A 17565-nucleotide genomic window follows, 5' to 3' on the forward strand; every position below is an offset into this window, starting at 1 on the left:
TCAGTACATCGAGCAGCAGAATCGTCCGCTGTGACCTGCGGGTCAGAGCAGTTCTGAGAATCGCTTCACCACCGGGCTGAAGCCCGATGCACTGCGATTAGCCCCGGTAGCGGCCCCGGGGCGGGAAGGCGGGGCCGGGAGGGGCGTCGCGTCAGCCGCGGGCCGCCTGCTCGTAGAGGGCCTTGGCCTTCTCGTCGTAGAGCGCGGCGGTGGAGTCCACGTCCGTGTCCCCGCCGCTGAGCACCCCGATCAGCCGGCCCGGCTGCCCCGTGCCGCCCCGGTCGGCGACCCAGGGGCTGCCGCTGGTGCCCGTCCAGAAGCCCGCGCAGCTGATGTACAGCATGTCGGGGTCGTTCACGTCGTGGCGGGTCTGGGTGGTGCAGGAGACGGGCTTGTTCTGCGGGTTGTGCTCCGACTCCGGGTAGCCGATCACGGTGACGTCCCGCTCGTACCCGGAGGTCCAGTCGGGCTTCGGCGCCTCCCCCGCGCCGACCCGCTGCTGCAGGCTGCGGCCGTCCCCGTCGGGCTCGATGGTGAGGAAGGCGAAGTCGGCGGTCTCGTCGCCCCACTTCGTCCAGCGGTCGTCCACGTGGATCGAACGGACCTTCCACACTCCGAGGGGCTGGGTGCCCGCGCCCTCCCCGGAGAAGGCGGGGGCGAAGGAGAGCTCGCCGATGGCGAGGCCGTCGTGGGCCACCTCGCCGACGTGTCCGTCCTCGCCGGCGGGGGCGACGCAGTGCGCGGCCGTCGCGACGACGTTGCCCCGGGGGCTGTCGACCACGCTCGCCGTGCACCAGTGCTCCCCGTTGGCCATGAGCACGCCGACGGTGGGGAAGGGATGCACCGACTGGTCGCCCGACGCCTTGAGGAACACGACGGCGCACAGCGCCGCGATCCCCGCGGCGGCGGCCGCCGACGCCCCCTTCACCACCGGGCTCATCGCACGGCGGGATCGGGCGTAGGTCCCTGCATCACCTTGCTGATCCACGCCAGGGAGCCCTCCCTCATGCCACGTACGTACGACTTCCCATTGTGCTCACCATCCTGGATCACCTGGAGGCGGGTGTGCACGGGGCCCTTCCCGTAGGTGCGCATGAAGCCCTCGGCCAGTTCCCGGCCGCCCTCCTTGGTCCCGATCTGGAAGTTCACGTAGACGTCCGGGCCGCCCTCCCTGATCAGCTTCTCGGCGAGCTTCTCGGGGTTGTTCGCGTCCATGGCCTGCCGGTTCCCCTTCCAGAGCGGGGAATCGGGGACGATGTCGACCCCGCTGGCGATGACGGCCTTGAAGCGTTCGGGGTACTTCAGCACGTCCTTGAAGGCGCCGAACCCGCCCGAGGAGGAGCCCATGAAGGCCCAGCCGTCGCGGGAGGTGAAGGTACGGAAATTGGCCTTCGCGAAATCGGGGACGTCCTCGGCCATCCAGGTGCCCATCTTGGGCTCTCCGGGGATGTCGGAGCCGTCGAAGTGGTGCTTGGTGTCGGCGTTGATCACCGGCATGATCAGGATGAAGGGCAGGCTGGTGCCGGCCTTGAAGCCGTCGATCACGGCCTGCTGGAGGCCGAGCCCCGGTCCGGTCCCCCAGTAGTTCTTGGGGTAGCCGCGCCCGCCCGGCAGGGAGATCAGCACGGGGAAGCCGCTCTTGGCGTAGCGCGGGTCGTCGTACTCCTTGGGCGCCCACACCCACACGTCGCCGGTGAAGCCGGACTTCGCCCCGGTCAGGGTGGTCATGCCGATCTGCGTGCCGTCCGGCAGCCTGCTGGTGCGCACGAACGCGGCCTTGGGGCCGGTCGGCATCAGCACCCCCGGCCGGATGGCCTCGGCGGCGGCCGACTCCTGGATCTTCCCGAAGGACACCGGGTCGCCCAGGTCCGAGAAGAGCCCGAAGGCGTACGCCGCGCCGCCCCCGACGGCGAGGGCGAGCGCGACCGCACCGCCGATGAGGGCCCGGCGCAGGCGCTGGGGGCGACGGCCGCCCTCGGTCGTGGGGCCGCCGTCGCCTTGATGGTCATACTGCACGGATTCGTTCCCGTTCCTTCTCCGGCGCCCTGGTTGGGCACGGGTCGGACCGATAGGTCCCCCTTACACACCTGTACAGAGGTGTGAACGACCGTAGGGGTTGCCTGGGACCGGTGCGACGTGGCGAGGGCCACGTGGCGGACGGGCGTCCGGGTGGGGCGGGCGTCCGGGGTGGGGCGGGTCAGCCGGCCGTCAGCCGGCCTCGGGCTTGGGGCCCTTCAGCACCTTGCTGACCCACTCCAGCGAGCCTTCCTTCATGCCGCGCACGTAGTGCCAGCCGTTGTGCTCGCCGTTCTGGATGTCGCGGATGGTGGTCTTGACGGGGCCCTTGCCGTACTCGCGCACGAACTTCGCCATCCGGTCCTTGCCGGTCTCCTTGGTGCCGACCTGGAAGTTGATGTAGACCTCGGGGCCGCCCGAGTCGATCAGCTTCTGGGCGAGCTTCTCCGGGTTGTTCGCGTCCATCTCGGCCTGGTGGCCCTTCCAGAGCGGGGAGTCCGGGGTGATCTCACCGCCGCTGGCGATGACCGCCTTGAAGCGGTCCGGGTACTGCAGGACGGTCTTCATGCCCACGAAGGCGCCGGAGGAGGAGCCCATGAAGGCCCAGCCGTCGCGGGATTTGTACGTACGGAAGTTCGCGCGGACGAAGTCCGGGACGTCCTCCGCCATCCAGGTGCCCATCTTGGGCTGGCCGGGTATGTCGGCGCCGTCGTAGTAGTACTTGTTGTCCGGATTGAGCACCGGCATGATCACGATGAACGGCAGGCTGGTGCCGGCCTCGACGCCCTCGGCTATGGCCTTCTGGAGGCCGAGGCTGCGGTCGGCCCAGTAGTTCGTCGGGAAGCCGTTGCCGCCGGGGAGCGCGATCAGGACCGGGAAGGCACTCTTGGCGTACTTCGGGTCGTCGTACTGCTTGGGGGCCCAGACCCAGACGTCACCCTCGAAGCCGGACTTGGCGCCCGTCAGGCGGGTCTTGGCTATGACGGTGCCGTCGTCGAGCTTGGTGGTCTGCTTGAAGTCGGACTTCGGGCCGGACGGCATGAGCACGTCCGGGTCGCCGGTGGGCTTGGGCGGGGCCACCGGGGCCGCGCTCGGGGACTTCTGCCCGGAGCCGCCGGACGCCGGGGCGGGCCGGTCGGCCGCCGGGCCGAAGCTGACGGCCTCGCCGTTGCCGGAGAACCACTCGTTCTTCCAGGCGGCGAAACCCCCACCGCCGAGGAGCAGCGCGCAGGCCACGCCCACGCCGATCCAGATCGCGCGCCGGGAGCGGCCCCGGCCCCGCCCCGGCTCGGGGTCGGGTCCGGACGGCTGCTGCGGGTACTCGTGCACGGACTTCGCTCCGAACGGTCGGGACTGCCCCGGGGCGGGGCAGAACGGCTGGACAGACATCCACTGGTCCTGATGTGCGAGTGTCCTGGAAAGTTCCGAATCCGCGTAAAAACAGGGGCGGAACTTCCGGTGGCCGTGCCCGGACCCCCCGGTCACTTCAGGGTGTCGAGCACCTCGGCGCAGCGTCCGAGCAGCTCCACGAGCCGCTCCCGGTCCTCGGCGGAGAGGGCCGCGGCGAGCGCCCGCTCGACCCGGACGGCGCCCTCGTCGGCCCGCTCCATCACGACGCGGCCCTCCTCGGTGAGCCGGGTCTCCAGCACGTTGCGGTGCCACTCGTGGGGGGTCCGTTCGATGAACCCGCGCTCCTGGAGGTTCTTCAGGACCGTGTTCATCGTCGGCGGCGTGACCCCGCAGAGCCGGGACAGGGCGGCGGCGGAGATGCCGGGCTTCTCGGCGAGCCAGAGCAGCGCCGCGTACTGCGGCACCGTCACGGCGGCCGGCTTGCACGCGGTGTTCTTCGCCGCGAGGAGGGCCTGCTCGGCGCGCTTGATGTGCGAGCCGATGCGCTCCCCGGGGGGCATGGACGTCATGGGGGGAATCCTACGACCCTTGCCAATCATTAGAACTCTAACTACTCTTCGAACTCACTCAATAAGAAGGACTCACACATGCCCAAGCTGCCGAAGCACCTCGCCGTGGCCCTCGCCGTGTCGGCGGCCCTCACGGTGGCCGCCACCGCGCCCGCCGGCGCCGCCGCCGCGACCGCTCCCCCGTCGCCCGCCACCGCCGCGCCCGCGCCCCGGATCTCGACGGCGTTCACCCTGCCCGGGGCGAAGGTCTATCCGGAGGGCATCGCCTCCGATTCCCGTACGGGCACCGTCTACGTCGGCTCGTACGCGGACGGCACCGTCTACCGCGCCCGCCCCGGCGCCCGCACCGCCGAGGTCTTCCTCCCCGCCGGCACCGACGGCCGGCACACGGCGAACGGCCTGCGCGTCGACGCCCGGGGCCGGCTGTGGGTCACCGACTCGACCACCGGGGTCGCGGTGTACGACACCCGCACCGGAACCCGTCTGGCCCACTTCGAGGTCCCGGGCACCGGCCCGCGCTTCATCAACGACCTCACCATCACCCCGGACGGCACGGCCTACCTCACCGACAGCGCCCGCCCGGTGATCTACCGGGTCACCCCGGCCCAGCTGCGCGCCGGCTCCGGCGCCCTGACCGTCGCCTACGACCTGACCGGGCACCTCACCCCGGCGCCCGCCGGCAGCTTCGCCCTCAACGGCATCGTCTCCGACCCCGCGGGCCGCTACCTGCTCGCCGTCGACATGACCGCGGGCGACCTCCACCGCGTCGACCTCCATACCGGCGCCCTCAGCCGCGTCGCCCTGACCGGCGGCGACCTCAAGGCCGCCGACGGCCTCGCCCTCTCCCCCGACGGCACCCTGCGCGTGGCCCAGAACCTCCCCAACACCCTGACCCGCTGGCAGCTCAGCGCCGACGGCACCCGCGCCCGCCTGACCCGCACCCTGACGGACCCCTCGCTCCAGATCCCCACCACCCTCGCCCACACCCGGGGCCGCACCCTGGTGGTCCGGTCCCAGTTCGACCAGGGCGGCCCCATGAACCCCACCGGCGGCACCCCGACCACCTTCACGGTCGCCGAGGTCCACGGCCTCTGACGGCGGGGAACCTCAACGGGCCGGGCGGGAGCACCGGGGGCCGCGCTTCGGGTGCGGGGGGCGGCAGCCGGCCGGGGCGTGGGCGGCGGAGAGGTGCACGTTGAAGCGGGTGACGACCTCGTCGTCCTCGTGCGCGCCCGTGGTGGCGACGCGTACGTTCGCGTACGCCGGCACGCCGGCCTTCGGGACGACCGGGGCGGCGGGCTCCGCGGCCTTCGGGGCTCCGCCACCACCGCCGCAGGCGGTCAGCCCCAGCGACAGGACGGCGACGGCGGCAGCGGCAGCGGCAGCGGCCAGGACGGTGTTCTTGCGGCAGGCAGGCATGGTGGTTCCCCGGAACGATCGGTCGGCGCACGGAGACGGTGCACGCAGGCGGCGCACACGTGCGGCGATGACCACAGCCTCCGACCGGGCGCTGCCGTTCCGCTTGCGCGCCGCTAACGATCCGCGGCCAGCCGCGACAGCAGCTCCCCCGCCCGCCGCGCACCGTCCGTGAACCCGGCCGCGTCCGCCGCCGCCGCGGCCCGTCCGAGCTGGCCGGCGGCCTCCTCGACCCGCCCGAGGCCGGCCAGGGCCTCGCCCCGGACGATCTGCAGCTGCGCCCGGCCGACCTCCAGCCCTTCGGGGACGAGCCCCTCCGCGCGCACGACGTGCGCGAGCGCCTCCTCGTGGGCCCCCGTCCGCAGACAGTGCCGGGCCAGGTGCTGGAGGGTCAGCACCCGCGTGGACGGGTGGCCGGTCCGCGCGGCGAGCAGGGCCGCCCGGGACATCAGTTCCCCAGCCCGCTCGTGCCGCCCGGTGGAGTCCAGGACCGCCCCGAGGTTCGCGTAGGCGATGGCCTCGCCGATCCCGTCACCGGCCCGCGCGGCCAGCGGCGGCGCCTGCTCCAGGTGGACGAGGGCCTCGGCGTCGCGGCCCTCCTCGTGCAGCACCCACCCGAGCAGGGCCCGGGTGCGCGACTGCGCGTCGGGGTCTTCCTCGTGCTCCGCCGAACGCAGTCCGGCCTCCAGGAGCGGTACCCAGCCGTCCCCGATCCGCCACAGCACCAGCGGCCACGGTACGAGGGCCAGCCGCCAGGCCCGGTCGTGCAGGCCCAGGGCAGCGGCGGCGGCGACCGCCCCCTCCAGGGCCGGGCGCTCCGCCTCGTACCAGGCCAGTGCGGCGCGGCGGTCCTCGAACTCGCGGATCGCCGGGGGCCTGCGGAAGTCGGAGGGCAGCGCGTAGCAGGGCTGGGAGCCCGGCTCGGCGGCGGCATCGGCCGCGAGTCCCGTGTAGAGGTAGTGGTCGAGGAGGCGGCGCAGGCCCTCGGGGTCCGCCTGCGGGGCGAGCTCGCGGGCGTAGAGCCGTACCAGGTCGTGCGACGACCAGCGGCCCGGAACGGGCTCGCCGATCAGGTGGGCCGCGGCGAGCCGGTCCAGGTCGGCGGAGGCCTGTGCGGGCGAGGTCCCGGCGAGCGCGCCGGCCGCGAAGCGGTCCAGGTCGCCCGCGGGGTGCAGGCCGAGCGCACGGAACATCCGGGCCGCGGACTCGGGCAGTTGCTGCACGGTGAGGCGCAGCGCGGCCGACACCCCGGTGTCCTCGACGTTCAGGGCCGCCAGCCGCCCCTGTTCGTCGGCCAGTTCGCCGACCATGGCGCCGAGCCCCCACTCCGGCCGCTCGGCCAGGCGGGCCGCCGTCACCCGCAGCGCCAGCGGGAGGCCGTCGCAGAGGGCGGCCAGCCGGGCGGCGGCTTCCGGTTCGGCCTCGACCCGGGGCGCGCCCAGCACGTCGGCGAGCAGGGCCCGCGCGTCGGCCGGCGGGAGGTGGCCCAGGGGCAGCGGCCGGGCGGCGTCGGAGGCGACGAGTCCGCCGAGCCGGTTACGGCTGGTGACCAGCGTCGTGCAGAGGTCGCCGCCGGGGAGCAGGGGCCGGACCTGCTCGGAGGAGCGCGCGTCGTCGAGTACGAGGAGCAGCCGGCGCCCCGCGGTGAGCGAGCGGAACAGCGCGCCCATCGCGTCGGCCGTCTCCGGCATCCCCTCCGGCGACACCCCCAGGGCCAGGAGGAACTCCCGTAGGACGGCGCCGGTTTCGGGCGGCTGGGCGTCGCTGAAGCCGCGGAGGTCGGCGAAGAGCCGGCCCGCGGGGAAGTCGGCGTGCCGCTGGTGGGCCCAGTGCACGGCGAAGGCGGTCTTGCCGACTCCGGCGGGCCCGGTGACCAGGCGGACGGCCGCGTCACCCGCCCCGACGGCCCGGGTGAGCTCGGCCAGTTCGGCGTCCCGACCGGTGAACCCGCGCGGTGCACGGGGCAGTTGCTCGGGAACCATCGCCGCGGCGGCCGGGGCGGGCGCGGCGGACCGCCGCCGCGACGCGGGGCCGGCCGAACGCAGCAGCTCCGCGTAGGCGGAGTCGAGCGCCTCCCCCGGGTCCACGCCGAGCTCTTCGCCGAGCAGCCGGCGGGTGCGGTGGTACCAGCCGATGGCGTCCGACTGCCGCCCCGAGCGGCCCAGGGCCAGCATCAGCGCGGCCGCCAGGGATTCGCGCAGTGGGTGTGCGACGGCCTCGGTGCGGAGCACTGCGGCGGCCATGCCGTGCTCGCCGAGCCGTCCGTACGCCCCGGCGAGCGCCTCCACCGAGGCCAGCCGCAGCTCCTCCAGGCCGCTCGCCTCGGCCTGCAGGTGCCGGCTCTGCACGGTCCCGGTGAGCGCGGGCCCCTGCCAGAAGGAGAGCGCCTCGCGCAGCATCACGACGGCGTCGGCGGGCCGGCGCTGCACCCGGGCCACGGTGACGAGCTCCTCGAAGCGGTGCGCGTCCACGAGGGACTGCGGCATCCGCAGCGCGTACGCCGAGCCCTGGGTGGCGAGTTCGACCCCGTACGCCGGGGCCCCGCACTGGGCCAGCAGGGCGCGCAGCCGTGAGACGTGCCCCTGCAGCACGGTCCGGGCCCGGGCGGGCGGCTCGTCCTCCCAGAGGGCCTCGATCAGCCGGCTCACCCGGACCGTGGTGTTGGGGCGCAACGCCAGCATGGCCAGCAGGCTGGAGCGCTTGGCGGGCCCCAGCGCGACGTCCCCGTGCTCCGTCACGACGGCGACGGTCCCGAGCAGCCGGATCTCCACCTGTTGCCTCCCACGCGCCCACTGCGAACCCCGAGGATACGCACCAAGATCCACCCCCCGGATCCCCCACCGCGCAGGCGATGGCCGCCCCTCGGGTCACCGCCCGGGTCCGCCGGATCGGCGAGCAACCCCATGACGATCTAAAATGGCCTGAAAGCAGTCACGGCATGTCCAGCGGCTCCAGGGCGCCCCCGCGGGCCGCTCGGCTGGCCCAGGAGGCGTGATGACCGTATCCCCCGACGCGGCACCGCAGTACACGCACAGCGACCCCGAGGACGTCCTCAAGCAGCTCGGGAGCTCTTGGCGCTGGGCACTCGGGTTCGCCCTCGCGACCTTGATCCCCGGCATCCTGATCCTCGTCTGGCCCGACGAGACCCTGCACGTCCTGGCCGTGATCATCGGCCTGCAGCTCCTGGTGGCCGGCGCCTTCCGTTTCGTCTCGGCCTTCTCGCACAGCGGCGACCGGGGCGGCAGCAGACTGGCGGGCGTCCTGATCTCCATGCTGGCGTTCCTGGCGGGCGTCCTGGTACTGCGGCATCCGATGCAGACGATCGGCGCGCTGTCCCTGATCCTCGGGGTGTTCTGGCTGCTGAGCGGGGTGCTGACGGCGTACACGGCGATCGCCGACCACGCCCTCGTACACCGCGGCCTAGTCTTCGGCCTGGGCGCTCTCGGCGTCATCGCCGGAATCGTCGTGCTCTGCTTCCCGGTGGACTCCGCGGTCGCCCTGACACGGCTGCTGGGCCTCTGGCTCGTCCTGCTCGGCGTGTTCGAAGTGGTGATGGCCTTCGTACTGCGCTCCGCCACCCGCAGCATCACCCAGACACCGCCGCAGTGAGCGGCCGCATCGACGCCCGGTGCGGAGATTCGCCGGAAGTCCTCCGGCCGGCGTCGTTGCCTCTCCGGCGTGAGCTGCGGGCCGCTAACGTGAAGCCATGACCGCACTGCCCGACTGGATGCGCCCGCCGCGCGCGGAAGGCTGGTTCGCGGAGGACCTCGACCGCCTCCCCGAGGCACCCCGCCACACCGAGCTGATCGACGGAGCCCTCGTCTTCATGATGTCGCCCCGGCGGTCCTGGCATGGCCGCCTCGTCACCGCCCTGACCACCACGCTCATGGCACAGACGCCGGCCGGCATCGAGGTCGAGCGCGAGATGACGATCCGCCTCGATGCCCGCAACCGCCCCGAGCCGGACCTCTTGCTGACGGACCTGCCCTACGACCCCGACCGCACCTGGTACGCCCCAGAGGACGTGAAGCTCGTCGTGGAGGCCGTATCCCCGGAGTCCGCCCATCGCGATCGCACAGTAAAACTCCGCAAGTACGCGGAGGCCGGCATCCCGCACTACTGGTGCATCGAGGACGAGGACGGGGCACCCGTCGTCCACGTCTACGAGCTCGACGAACCCACCGGCTCCTACGCCCCCGCCGGGATCTTCCGGGGCACCCTCCAGCGCCCGGTGCCCTTCGAGATCAGCCTGGACCTCGACAAGCTCACCCCGCCCCGAAGCAGCTGAAAAGTCAGCACGGTCAGTAGCGGTACCGGGCCGCGAGGATGACGATCTCCTTGTCCGTCACCAGGTAGACCAGGCGGTGCTCGTCATCGATCCGCCGCGACCACACGCCAGGCAGGTGGTACTTCAGCGGCTCCGGCTTGCCGATGCCGCTGAAGGGGTCCCGCCTGACGTCCTCGATGAGCTTGTTGATCCGGGCGAGCATCTTGCGATCGTTCTTGAGCCAGGACGTGTAGTCCTCCCAGCCCTGATCCTCGAAGACAAGCCTCACGCGGCACCCGCGTCTGCATCCGCGGAGTCGGGATCGATCAGCTCGCGCTCCGACACGTTGATGTGGGCCAGGGCGTTCTCGTACGCCTTGAGCAGCCGCCGAGCATTCGCCGGAGAGCGCAGCAGGTACGAGCCCTCGCGCAGCGCCGCATAGTCCTCGGCCGAGACGAGCACGGCGTTGCCGTGCTTGGAGACGATCTCGATGGCCTCGTGATTCTCGTTGACCTTCTTGATCAGCGGAAAGAGTTCCTTGCGGGCTTCGCTCGCGGTGATGGACATGACCTGACCCCTTCCCCTCAAGTGGTACCTAATAACGTACCACTCTCACCACCTCCCAGTCGGGTGAATCGAATCCGGCACCGATCCGGCACGGTGCAGGTTTGCCCAGCACATCCAGCACGCGCAACCGCGACGCAGGCAGCCTGCCCCCATGGCCAAGCTGACCGAACTGGAGAGCGACCCCCTCGGACACAACACCACGGCGCTCGTATCGCAGCCAGAACGCCGTCGCCTGCGAGTCGGCGACTCCCGCGTCGCCTACACGATCGGCAATGGAAAATTGGTGGTCCGGGTCGTGCACGCCGGACACCGCTCCACCGTCTACGACACCTGATCCGCGCCGGGAAAAGACATGCGGTCGGTCCGAAGTCGCCGGAGGTGGCGGCACCGCTGTCCGGGCGGCCGCGCCGGACTGTCGGTGGCGGCTGCTTCCATGGCGCCATGAGCACTGCGCACGAGACCGCCGCCCTTCTCCCCGACCCCGCCCAACTCCGTACGCATCTGAGCGCACTGGCCGTCCTGGACACCACGATCGGCGGCGATCCGCGGTTCTGCCAGTACACCTTCGACCCCGCCTGGGGCCCCGGCACGGAGGCGGCCCTGATGGAGAACGGCTCGGGGGACGACTTCTCCGTCCTCTTCACCCCGGCCGGCGTCCTCATACGCGGCTTCGACCACGAGTCGGAAATGAGTCCGTACGGGACGGACGACGAGCAGGTCTGGCCCGGTGTCATCGACGACGTGCCTGCGGCGCTGCGCCCGCTCCTGGATGAGCCCGCCTTCCACGACGAGGTTATCGACGCCCCTCGGGTCACCGTCTGCCTGTGGCGGGAGACCGGCGACACCGCCTGGCGTACCGGCTCGACCATCGCCTTCCCCGCCGGTAGCGAGGACCCTGACGGCTCCGGCTTCCTCTTCCACCTCCTGGCCGACCGCTCCCCCGAGGCCGTCCAGGCCCACTTCGAGGACTACTACGAGCGCCCCGTCCCCCTCGACGCCATCCGCCACGTCCTCGCCGGGCACCCCCTCACCCCGGCGATCGCCGGGGCCCTCAGCCCGGCCGTCCTCTCGGACAACGCACTGCTCCACAGGATCGCCGCGCATCCCGAGGCCGCTTCCTACCTGTCCTGCGACGGCGAGTTCGACCTTGCCCGAACCGACCCGATCGAGTCGATCGCCCTGCCCAACGGCCTCTCGGTGGAGCCCGTCGCCGGCTGCAACGCGGGCGGCACCCACTACCTCTGCGGCCCGGCCGTCCCCGACGGCCCCCGCCCCGTGCTCTACACCGACTCCGAGGGTCGGGCCTCCCTCATCGCCGAGTCCCTCGCCGAGGCCCTGACCCTCGCCATCGTCCTGCCGTCCTGGCACGACGCCCTGGCCGGCTTCCGGCCCCCGGCCCTCAACTCCGACTACCTCGACGACCACCCGGACCACCCCGCCGTCCGCGACCACCTCCTCGCCGCACTTCGGCTCCCCCCGGCCACCGACCGGGAAGTCCTGGACCGCCTGCTCACCACCGCCGCCCGCACCGTCCCCGACGGATTCCTCCCCCACGTTCCCGATGAGGAGGGGTCCGCCTTCGAGCCGATGCTCGAACCGTCTGCCGAGTAGGGCCGCACCGGGCCCTGACCTGGGATTTCCTCGTTGGCATGCGTTGGCTCCCGACGGCTTTTTACGGGTGTCCTGCGAACCGGCTGCGGACCGGGCGGCCTCGCAGGGCGGAGGACGGAGCGCCCGAGCCGCCCCCTCCGCGCCGCCGCGACCATTCACACCCTCAGTGTTGCGACCGCCGGTAGGATCGACACCATGAGCAGTAGCAGAAAGTACTCCGTCAGCCTGCCTGAGGACCTCGCCGAAGCCGTACGCGCCCATGTCGGGCCCGGTGGCTTCTCCGCCTACGTCGCCGAAGCCCTGGAACAACGGGTCGCCATGGACGGGCTTCGGGAGATCGTCGCCGACTTCGAGACCGACAATGACGAACTCACCCGCGAGGAGGTCGAGGCCGCCCGCGCGCTGCTGCGCCACGACCACCGGCAGGCCGGCGGGGCCGCCGCCTGATGCCCGGCACCCTGCTGCTCGACAGCGAAGGACTCTCCAAGCTCTACCGCAAGGACCGCACCGTCGTAGCTCTGGTCCAGGCGGCATCAGAGGAGGGCATCCGCGTGGCCACCAGCGCCATGACCACTCTTGAGACCGATTACGAACGGATCCATCCGGCCCGCATCAAGTGGGTCCTCTCCCGCGTCGACGTTCACGACGTCACCAGAGAGATCACCGACGAAGCCGCCACCCTCCTTCGCGCCCATCATCTCCACGGCCACAAGTACGCCATCGACGCCGCCTTCGCCGTCATCGCCCGCAACGCGCCCCGGCCGGCCACCGTCCTCACCTCCGACCCCGAGGATCTGACACTCCTGTGCGGCCCTTCCGTGGAGGTCGTCAAGGTCTGAGACCGCGTCGCCGCCACGCCGCCCGGCCAAACGCTGTCACCGCATCGCAGGATCGAGGACCCACTGCGGACACACACCTGCGCCCGACCCAGCAACAGGCGGGTCGGGCACAGGTATTGACATAGCGTCAGACGTTGAAGCGGAATGCCTGCGGACCGATCCTGACCTGAGAGCCACGGCCGTATCGACAGCTCGCCGCGCATCAGGGCCCGCTTCCACCAGCACGTGCAGGGCCATGACGAGTGAGGTGGTTCGCGGCTCCGGCCGATCCACGTCGATGTGGACAGCGATGGTCTCCCGAACGGCATCAGAAATCTGACGTGCCGCCGCGATGACGTGGTCGGCGGTCCGCTGCCCCACGCCGGGAATCTGTCGCAACCGGTAGGAACCGGCATCGAGTACCTGCCGGACCGACCGCAGCCCGCTCCTCTCGACTTCCCCGAGCCTCAGCCGACCCTCGGTGACCTCCTTCAACCGGCCACTGGGATGGCGTCCAGCGCCTGTTCCGCCGCCGTATCGCAGATCGGCTTCAGCGCCGCCCGAACCGCCTCGACAGCCCGCCCGTGGTCACCGGCCACCGCCTGCGCCGCCTCGTACAGCCGCCCTCCCGCGGCAACCGCCTCCCGCTCACTGCGCCCCATCCCGCCCCGGCCCCTCTCGCCATGTCCCCGCATACTGCCACCGTTGGCCCCTGGACCGACTGGCTCGCAGCGTTGTGTACACATGGCACACTCTGTACCCTTGAAGCATGACTCAGCCGCTGCCCATAGAGTCCATCCGCGATGTACGCGCTCACTTGGCCGAAGTCGTCGAACGGGCCGACCGCGACGACGTACCCACCGTCATCACCCGTCGCGGCAAGCCGGTCGCCGCCGTGGTCTCGATCGAGGTGCTGCGCAAGTACCAGGAGTGGGAAGAGCGCGAGATCAACCGCATCATCGACGAGCGCATGGCGAGCCCGGCCGCCGGCGTCCCGATCGAGGACGTGATGAGGGAGACGCTGGCACGCAGTGAGTGACTACCGCACGGTGTTCCGGCCCGAGGCCCAGGCCGAGCTGCGCAAGATCCCGCGTGACATGGCGCTTCGCATCCTGGCCAAACTGACCGAGCTGGAGAGCGACCCCTTCGGCTTCAACACCACCGCACTCGTATCCCAGCCTGAGCGCCGCCGCCTACGAGTCGGCGACTACCGTGTCGTGTACACGATCGACAACGGGGAGCTGGTCGTGTGGGTCGTACACGTCGGACACCGCTCCACGGTGTACGACACGTAGCGGCTCCAGGTTCTGCGGACTGCTGCGGACAGCACTACGACCTGACCTGCGTTCTCGCAGGTCAGGCCGTCTGTGGGTATGTGATTACACGTTGAAGCGGAACTCCACCACGTCGCCGTCCTGCATGACGTACTCCTTGCCCTCCATGCGGGCCTTGCCCTTCGCGCGGGCTTCCGCGACCGAGCCGCATTCGACCAGGTCCGCGAAGGAGATGACCTCGGCCTTGATGAAGCCGCGCTGGAAGTCGGTGTGGATGACGCCCGCGGCCTCGGGGGCGGTGGCGCCCTGCTTGATGGTCCAGGCGCGGGTTTCCTTCGGGCCTGCCGTCAGGTAGGTCTGGAGGCCCAGGGTGGCGAAGCCGACGCGGCCGAGGGTGGCGAGGCCGGGCTCGTCCTGGCCGACCGACTGGAGGAGCTCCAGGGCTTCCTCGTCGTCCAGCTCCGAGAGGTCCTGCTCCAGCTTCGCGTTCAGGAAGATGGCCTCGGCCGGGGCGACCAGCGCGGACTGCTCCGCCTTGAAGGCGTCGTCCGTCAGCTCGTCCTCGTCCACGTTGAAGACGTAGAGGAACGGCTTGGTGGTGAGGAGGTGCAGCTCGTGGAGGAGGTCGCCCTGCTCCGTGCCCTTGGTGATGCCCTTCGAGAAGAGGGTGTCGCCCGCTTCGAGGATCTTCTTCGCCTCGACGACGGCCGCCAGGACCGCGACCTTCTCCTTCTGGAGGCGGGACTCCTTCGTCAGGCGCGGCTCCGCCTTCTCGATGGACTGGAGGTCCGCGAGGATCAGCTCGGTGTTGATCGTCTCGATGTCGTCCTTGGGCGAGACCTTGCCGTCGACGTGGACGACGTTCTCGTCCTTGAAGGCACGGATGACCTGGCAGATCGCGTCCGACTCGCGGATGTTCGCGAGGAACTTGTTGCCGAGGCCCTCGCCCTCCGAGGCGCCGCGCACGATGCCCGCGATGTCGACGAAGTCGACCGTGGCCGGGAGGACCTTCTGGGAGCCGAAGATGCCGGCCAGGACGGCCAGGCGCGGGTCCGGGACGCCGACGACGCCGACGTTCGGCTCGATGGTGGCGAACGGGTAGTTGGCCGCCAGCACGTCGTTCTTGGTCAGGGCGTTGAAAAGGGTCGACTTGCCGACATTCGGCAGGCCGACGATTCCGATCGTGAGCGACACGTTGGCGACTTCCCGTAGCTGGAGGGGGCGGCGGCCCGGAGTGGGCCGTCGGACAGTTTACTTTCCGATGAGCGCCGGTGGATGTACGCGTGTCCGGGGGCCGATCCGGGGGGCCTCCCGCCTAGGTTGGTCGGGTGGAGCAATACAGGATGCGTTCGACAGGTCACCCTCAGGTGCGCGCTCCCCGGCCCCCCGCGGCCCGGGGCGTGCGGCGGCTGCCCCGGCCCCGGCTGACCGGGCTCGGCGGCGGGCTGTTCGCCTGCGTCGCGATGCTCCTGGCCGCCGGGATCTCCTGGCTGCTCTTCGACTCCTCGCTCTTCGCCTACGGGCTGCTCTTCCTCCCCGTGGCCGCCGCGACCGCCGCGTGGGTGCGGCCGGCCGACCTGGTCACCGCGCCCGTGGCCGTGCCCATCGCCTTCGCCGCCGGGGTCTGGCCCGTGTCGGGCGCCTCCGGCGGCGTCGGCGGGCAGCTGATGGGCGTGGTGTCGGCGCTGTCCCTGCACGCCGGCTGGCTCTACGCGGGCACGCTGGTCGCCGCCCTGATCGCCCTGGTGCGGCGCGCCGCGCTGAGCGGGCGGCGGCGCGCCGCCCGTCGCAGCACCGCCTGACCGGTCGCAGCACCGCCCGACCCGTCGCAGCACCGCCCGACCCGCCTACCCCGCCTTCCGCGCCAGGTCGCGGGCGGCCATCGCCGCGCCGACGATGCCCGCGTTGTTCTGGAGCTTCGCCGGGACGATCTCCGCCCGGATGTCCCGGATCAGCGGGAGGAACTTCTCCGGCTTGCGGCTGACCCCGCCGCCGAGGATGAAGAGGTCCGGGGAGAAGAGCATCTCGACGTGGGCCAGGTACCTCTGCAGGCGGTGCGCCCAGCGCTCCCAGGTGAGGTCGCCGTCCTCCTTGGCCTTCACCGACGCCCGGGTCTCCGCGTCGTGGCCCTTGAGCTCCAGGTGGCCGAGTTCCGAGTTCGGCACGAGCCGCCCGTCCGTGAAGAGGGCGCTGCCGATGCCGGTGCCCAGGGTGAGCAGGATGACGGTGCCGCCCCGGCCGCGCCCGGCCCCGTACGTCATCTCCGCGACGCCCGCCGCGTCCGCGTCGTTGAGGACGGCGACCGGCAGGCCGTCGAGCTCCCGCGAGAGGAGGGCGGCGGCGTCCGTGCCCACCCACGCCCCGTCGACGTTGGCGGCCGAACGGGTGATGCCGCCGGTGACCACACCCGGGAAGGTGACCCCCACCGGGCCCTTCCAGGAGAACGCGTCGATCACCTCTGCGACGCATCCGGCCACCCCCTCGGGGGTGGCCGGATGCGGTGTCAGTACCTTGTGGCGCTCCTGCGCCAGCTCGCCGCGGTCCAGGTCCACGGGAGCGCCCTTGATCCCGGAACCGCCGATGTCCACACCGAAGATCTGCATGGACTCACCGTACGAACGCCGGGCCCGGCAGGCTACTCGTCCGCGCCCCCGGCAACCAGTTCGGCGGCCTCCGCGCGCAGGTCGCGGCGCAGCTCCTTGGGGAGGGAGAAGACGATGGACTCCTCGGCGGTCTTGACGATCTCCACGTCGGCGTAGCCGCGGGCGGCCAGCCACTCCAGGACCTCTTCGACCAGGACCTCGGGCACCGAGGCGCCCGAGGTCAGGCCGATCGTCGTGACGCCCTCCAGCCAGGCCTCGTCGATCTCGCTCGCGAAGTCGACCAGGTACGCGGCGCCCGCGCCGGCGTCGAGGGCGACCTCGACCAGCCGGATCGAGTTCGAGGAGTTCTTCGACCCGACCACGATGACCAGGTCGGAGTCGGTGCCCATGACCTTGACCGCGGCCTGCCGGTTGGAGGTGGCGTAGCAGATGTCGTCGCTGGGAGGGGAGACGAGCAGCGGGAACTTCGTCTTCAGCGCGTCGACCGTCTCCATCGTCTCGTCGACCGAGAGCGTGGTCTGCGAGAGCCAGACGACCTTCGACTCGTCGCGCACCTCGACCTTCGCGACGTCGTCCGGGCCGTCGACGATGGTGATGTGGTCCGGGGCCTCGCCGGAGGTGCCGATGACCTCCTCGTGGCCCTCGTGGCCGATGAGGAGGATGTCGAAGTCCTCGTTCGCGTACCGGACGGCTTCCTTGTGCACCTTGGTGACCAGCGGGCAGGTCGCGTCGATCGTCGCGAGCCTGCCGCGGGCGGCCTCCTCGTGCACCACAGGCGCCACGCCGTGCGCGGAGAACATCACGATGGAGCCGGGCGGGACCTCCTCCGTCCGCTCGACGAAGATGGCGCCCTTCTTCTCCAGCGTCTGGACGACGTACTTGTTGTGCACGATCTCGTGGCGGACGTAGACCGGCGCACCGTACTGCTGGAGGGCCGTCTCGACAGCGATCACGGCGCGGTCCACTCCCGCGCAATAGCCGCGCGGGGCGGCGAGCAGGACGCGGCGGGATGCGGAAGCGGGGGCGGGAGCAGTCATACGCTCCATCGTACGGGGGTCTCCAGCAGGCCGGACG

General features: G+C 71.5%; 20 protein-coding genes and 2 pseudogenes. 10 read left to right on the top strand and 12 right to left on the bottom strand.

Annotated features, from left to right (window positions below; all coding sequences use genetic code 11):
* Positions 1 to 151: 151 nt before the first annotated feature.
* The 4 genes from ACEPPI_RS27400 to ACEPPI_RS27415 all read right to left on the bottom strand — a co-directional run bounded on the left by ACEPPI_RS27400 (position 152) and on the right by ACEPPI_RS27415 (position 3935).
* Positions 152 to 940 (bottom strand): serine protease, encoded by a 789-nt coding sequence (locus ACEPPI_RS27400; protein WP_373917938.1) that lies wholly within the window; start codon positions 938 to 940, stop codon positions 152 to 154.
* On the bottom strand, positions 937 to 2016 hold the full coding sequence (locus tag ACEPPI_RS27405) for an alpha/beta hydrolase (RefSeq protein WP_373917939.1): 1080 nt from the start codon (positions 2014 to 2016) through the stop codon (positions 937 to 939). Before ACEPPI_RS27405 ends, ACEPPI_RS27400 begins: the two co-directional genes overlap by 4 nt.
* 192 nt (positions 2017 to 2208) lie before the next feature.
* The gene (locus ACEPPI_RS27410; RefSeq protein ID WP_373917940.1) at positions 2209 to 3405 is read right to left on the bottom strand and encodes an alpha/beta hydrolase; all 1197 of its coding nucleotides are present in this window, start codon (positions 3403 to 3405) and stop codon (positions 2209 to 2211) included.
* 92 nt (positions 3406 to 3497) lie between these two features.
* Positions 3498 to 3935, bottom strand: a complete 438-nt coding sequence (locus ACEPPI_RS27415; RefSeq protein ID WP_373917942.1) for a MarR family winged helix-turn-helix transcriptional regulator — start codon at positions 3933 to 3935, stop codon at positions 3498 to 3500.
* 78 nt (positions 3936 to 4013) lie between these two features.
* Between ACEPPI_RS27415 and ACEPPI_RS27420 the strand changes: the two genes are divergently transcribed.
* Complete coding sequence (locus tag ACEPPI_RS27420; RefSeq protein ID WP_373917943.1) at positions 4014 to 5030, top strand: SMP-30/gluconolactonase/LRE family protein; 1017 nt, start codon at positions 4014 to 4016, stop codon at positions 5028 to 5030.
* A 12-nt stretch (positions 5031 to 5042) separates the two neighbouring features.
* On the opposite strand, the gene ACEPPI_RS27425 is transcribed toward ACEPPI_RS27420, so the two are convergent.
* Together ACEPPI_RS27425 and ACEPPI_RS27430 are read right to left on the bottom strand one after the other, a co-directional pair.
* The gene (locus ACEPPI_RS27425; protein ID WP_373917944.1) at positions 5043 to 5354 is read right to left on the bottom strand and encodes a hypothetical protein; all 312 of its coding nucleotides are present in this window, start codon (positions 5352 to 5354) and stop codon (positions 5043 to 5045) included.
* 113 nt (positions 5355 to 5467) lie between these two features.
* The gene (locus ACEPPI_RS27430) at positions 5468 to 8122 is read right to left on the bottom strand and encodes a BTAD domain-containing putative transcriptional regulator (RefSeq protein WP_373917945.1); all 2655 of its coding nucleotides are present in this window, start codon (positions 8120 to 8122) and stop codon (positions 5468 to 5470) included.
* Positions 8123 to 8345: 223 nt separating this feature from the next.
* Between ACEPPI_RS27430 and ACEPPI_RS27435 the strand changes: the two genes are divergently transcribed.
* Together ACEPPI_RS27435 and ACEPPI_RS27440 are read left to right on the top strand one after the other, a co-directional pair.
* Positions 8346 to 8960, top strand: coding sequence for an HdeD family acid-resistance protein (locus tag ACEPPI_RS27435; RefSeq protein WP_373917946.1), 615 nt, complete (start codon positions 8346 to 8348; stop codon positions 8958 to 8960).
* A gap of 97 nt (positions 8961 to 9057) precedes the next feature.
* On the top strand, positions 9058 to 9639 hold the full coding sequence (locus ACEPPI_RS27440) for a Uma2 family endonuclease (RefSeq protein ID WP_373917947.1): 582 nt from the start codon (positions 9058 to 9060) through the stop codon (positions 9637 to 9639).
* 13 nt (positions 9640 to 9652) lie between these two features.
* On the opposite strand, the gene ACEPPI_RS27445 is transcribed toward ACEPPI_RS27440, so the two are convergent.
* On the bottom strand, positions 9653 to 9907 hold the full coding sequence (locus ACEPPI_RS27445) for a Txe/YoeB family addiction module toxin (protein WP_373917948.1): 255 nt from the start codon (positions 9905 to 9907) through the stop codon (positions 9653 to 9655).
* The gene (locus ACEPPI_RS27450) at positions 9904 to 10185 is read right to left on the bottom strand and encodes a type II toxin-antitoxin system Phd/YefM family antitoxin (RefSeq protein WP_373917949.1); all 282 of its coding nucleotides are present in this window, start codon (positions 10183 to 10185) and stop codon (positions 9904 to 9906) included. Before ACEPPI_RS27450 ends, ACEPPI_RS27445 begins: the two co-directional genes overlap by 4 nt.
* Positions 10186 to 10336: 151 nt before the next feature.
* Between ACEPPI_RS27450 and ACEPPI_RS27455 the strand changes: the two are divergent.
* The 4 genes and pseudogenes from ACEPPI_RS27455 to ACEPPI_RS27470 all read left to right on the top strand — a co-directional run.
* Positions 10337 to 10519, top strand: a pseudogene (locus ACEPPI_RS27455) (type II toxin-antitoxin system RelE/ParE family toxin); the annotation flags it as partial.
* A gap of 107 nt (positions 10520 to 10626) precedes the next feature.
* A complete protein-coding gene (locus ACEPPI_RS27460) occupies positions 10627 to 11796 on the top strand; it encodes a hypothetical protein (RefSeq protein ID WP_373917950.1) in 1170 nt (389 codons plus the stop codon).
* Positions 11797 to 11991: 195 nt separating this feature from the next.
* Positions 11992 to 12243 (top strand): hypothetical protein, encoded by a 252-nt coding sequence (locus ACEPPI_RS27465; RefSeq protein WP_373917951.1) that lies wholly within the window; start codon positions 11992 to 11994, stop codon positions 12241 to 12243.
* On the top strand, positions 12243 to 12635 hold the full coding sequence (locus ACEPPI_RS27470) for a DNA-binding protein (RefSeq protein ID WP_373917952.1): 393 nt from the start codon (positions 12243 to 12245) through the stop codon (positions 12633 to 12635). The genes ACEPPI_RS27465 and ACEPPI_RS27470 overlap by 1 nt, the downstream gene beginning before the upstream one ends.
* A gap of 168 nt (positions 12636 to 12803) precedes the next feature.
* On the opposite strand, the pseudogene ACEPPI_RS27475 reads toward ACEPPI_RS27470, so the two are convergent.
* A pseudogene (locus tag ACEPPI_RS27475) lies at positions 12804 to 13276 on the bottom strand (ATP-dependent helicase); the annotation flags it as partial.
* Between the two features lie 107 nt (positions 13277 to 13383).
* Here ACEPPI_RS27475 and ACEPPI_RS27480 point away from each other — a divergent pair.
* Positions 13384 to 13653: a type II toxin-antitoxin system Phd/YefM family antitoxin gene (locus tag ACEPPI_RS27480; RefSeq protein WP_373917953.1), complete on the top strand. Its 270-nt coding sequence runs from the start codon at positions 13384 to 13386 to the stop codon at positions 13651 to 13653.
* On the top strand, positions 13646 to 13909 hold the full coding sequence (locus tag ACEPPI_RS27485) for a type II toxin-antitoxin system RelE/ParE family toxin (protein ID WP_030207783.1): 264 nt from the start codon (positions 13646 to 13648) through the stop codon (positions 13907 to 13909). The genes ACEPPI_RS27480 and ACEPPI_RS27485 overlap by 8 nt, the downstream gene beginning before the upstream one ends.
* Positions 13910 to 13993: 84 nt before the next feature.
* Here ACEPPI_RS27485 and ychF read toward each other — a convergent pair whose 3' ends face one another.
* On the bottom strand, positions 13994 to 15082 hold the full coding sequence (gene ychF / locus ACEPPI_RS27490; protein WP_356220113.1) for a redox-regulated ATPase YchF: 1089 nt from the start codon (positions 15080 to 15082) through the stop codon (positions 13994 to 13996).
* A 149-nt stretch (positions 15083 to 15231) separates the two neighbouring features.
* On the opposite strand from ychF, the gene ACEPPI_RS27495 reads away from it, so the two are divergent.
* Complete coding sequence (locus ACEPPI_RS27495) at positions 15232 to 15690, top strand: DUF6542 domain-containing protein (protein ID WP_373917954.1); 459 nt, start codon at positions 15232 to 15234, stop codon at positions 15688 to 15690.
* Positions 15691 to 15735: 45 nt separating this feature from the next.
* Here ACEPPI_RS27495 and ppgK read toward each other — a convergent pair whose 3' ends face one another.
* Positions 15736 to 16491: a polyphosphate--glucose phosphotransferase gene (ppgK, locus tag ACEPPI_RS27500; protein ID WP_373917955.1), complete on the bottom strand. Its 756-nt coding sequence runs from the start codon at positions 16489 to 16491 to the stop codon at positions 15736 to 15738.
* A 32-nt stretch (positions 16492 to 16523) separates the two neighbouring features.
* Positions 16524 to 17537, bottom strand: coding sequence for a 4-hydroxy-3-methylbut-2-enyl diphosphate reductase (locus tag ACEPPI_RS27505; protein ID WP_373917956.1), 1014 nt, complete (start codon positions 17535 to 17537; stop codon positions 16524 to 16526).
* Positions 17538 to 17565: the final 28 nt, after the last annotated feature.

Origin of the sequence: Streptomyces sp. AB3(2024) (assembly GCF_041862025.1) — a bacterium.
GTDB lineage: Bacteria > Actinomycetota > Actinomycetes > Streptomycetales > Streptomycetaceae > Streptomyces.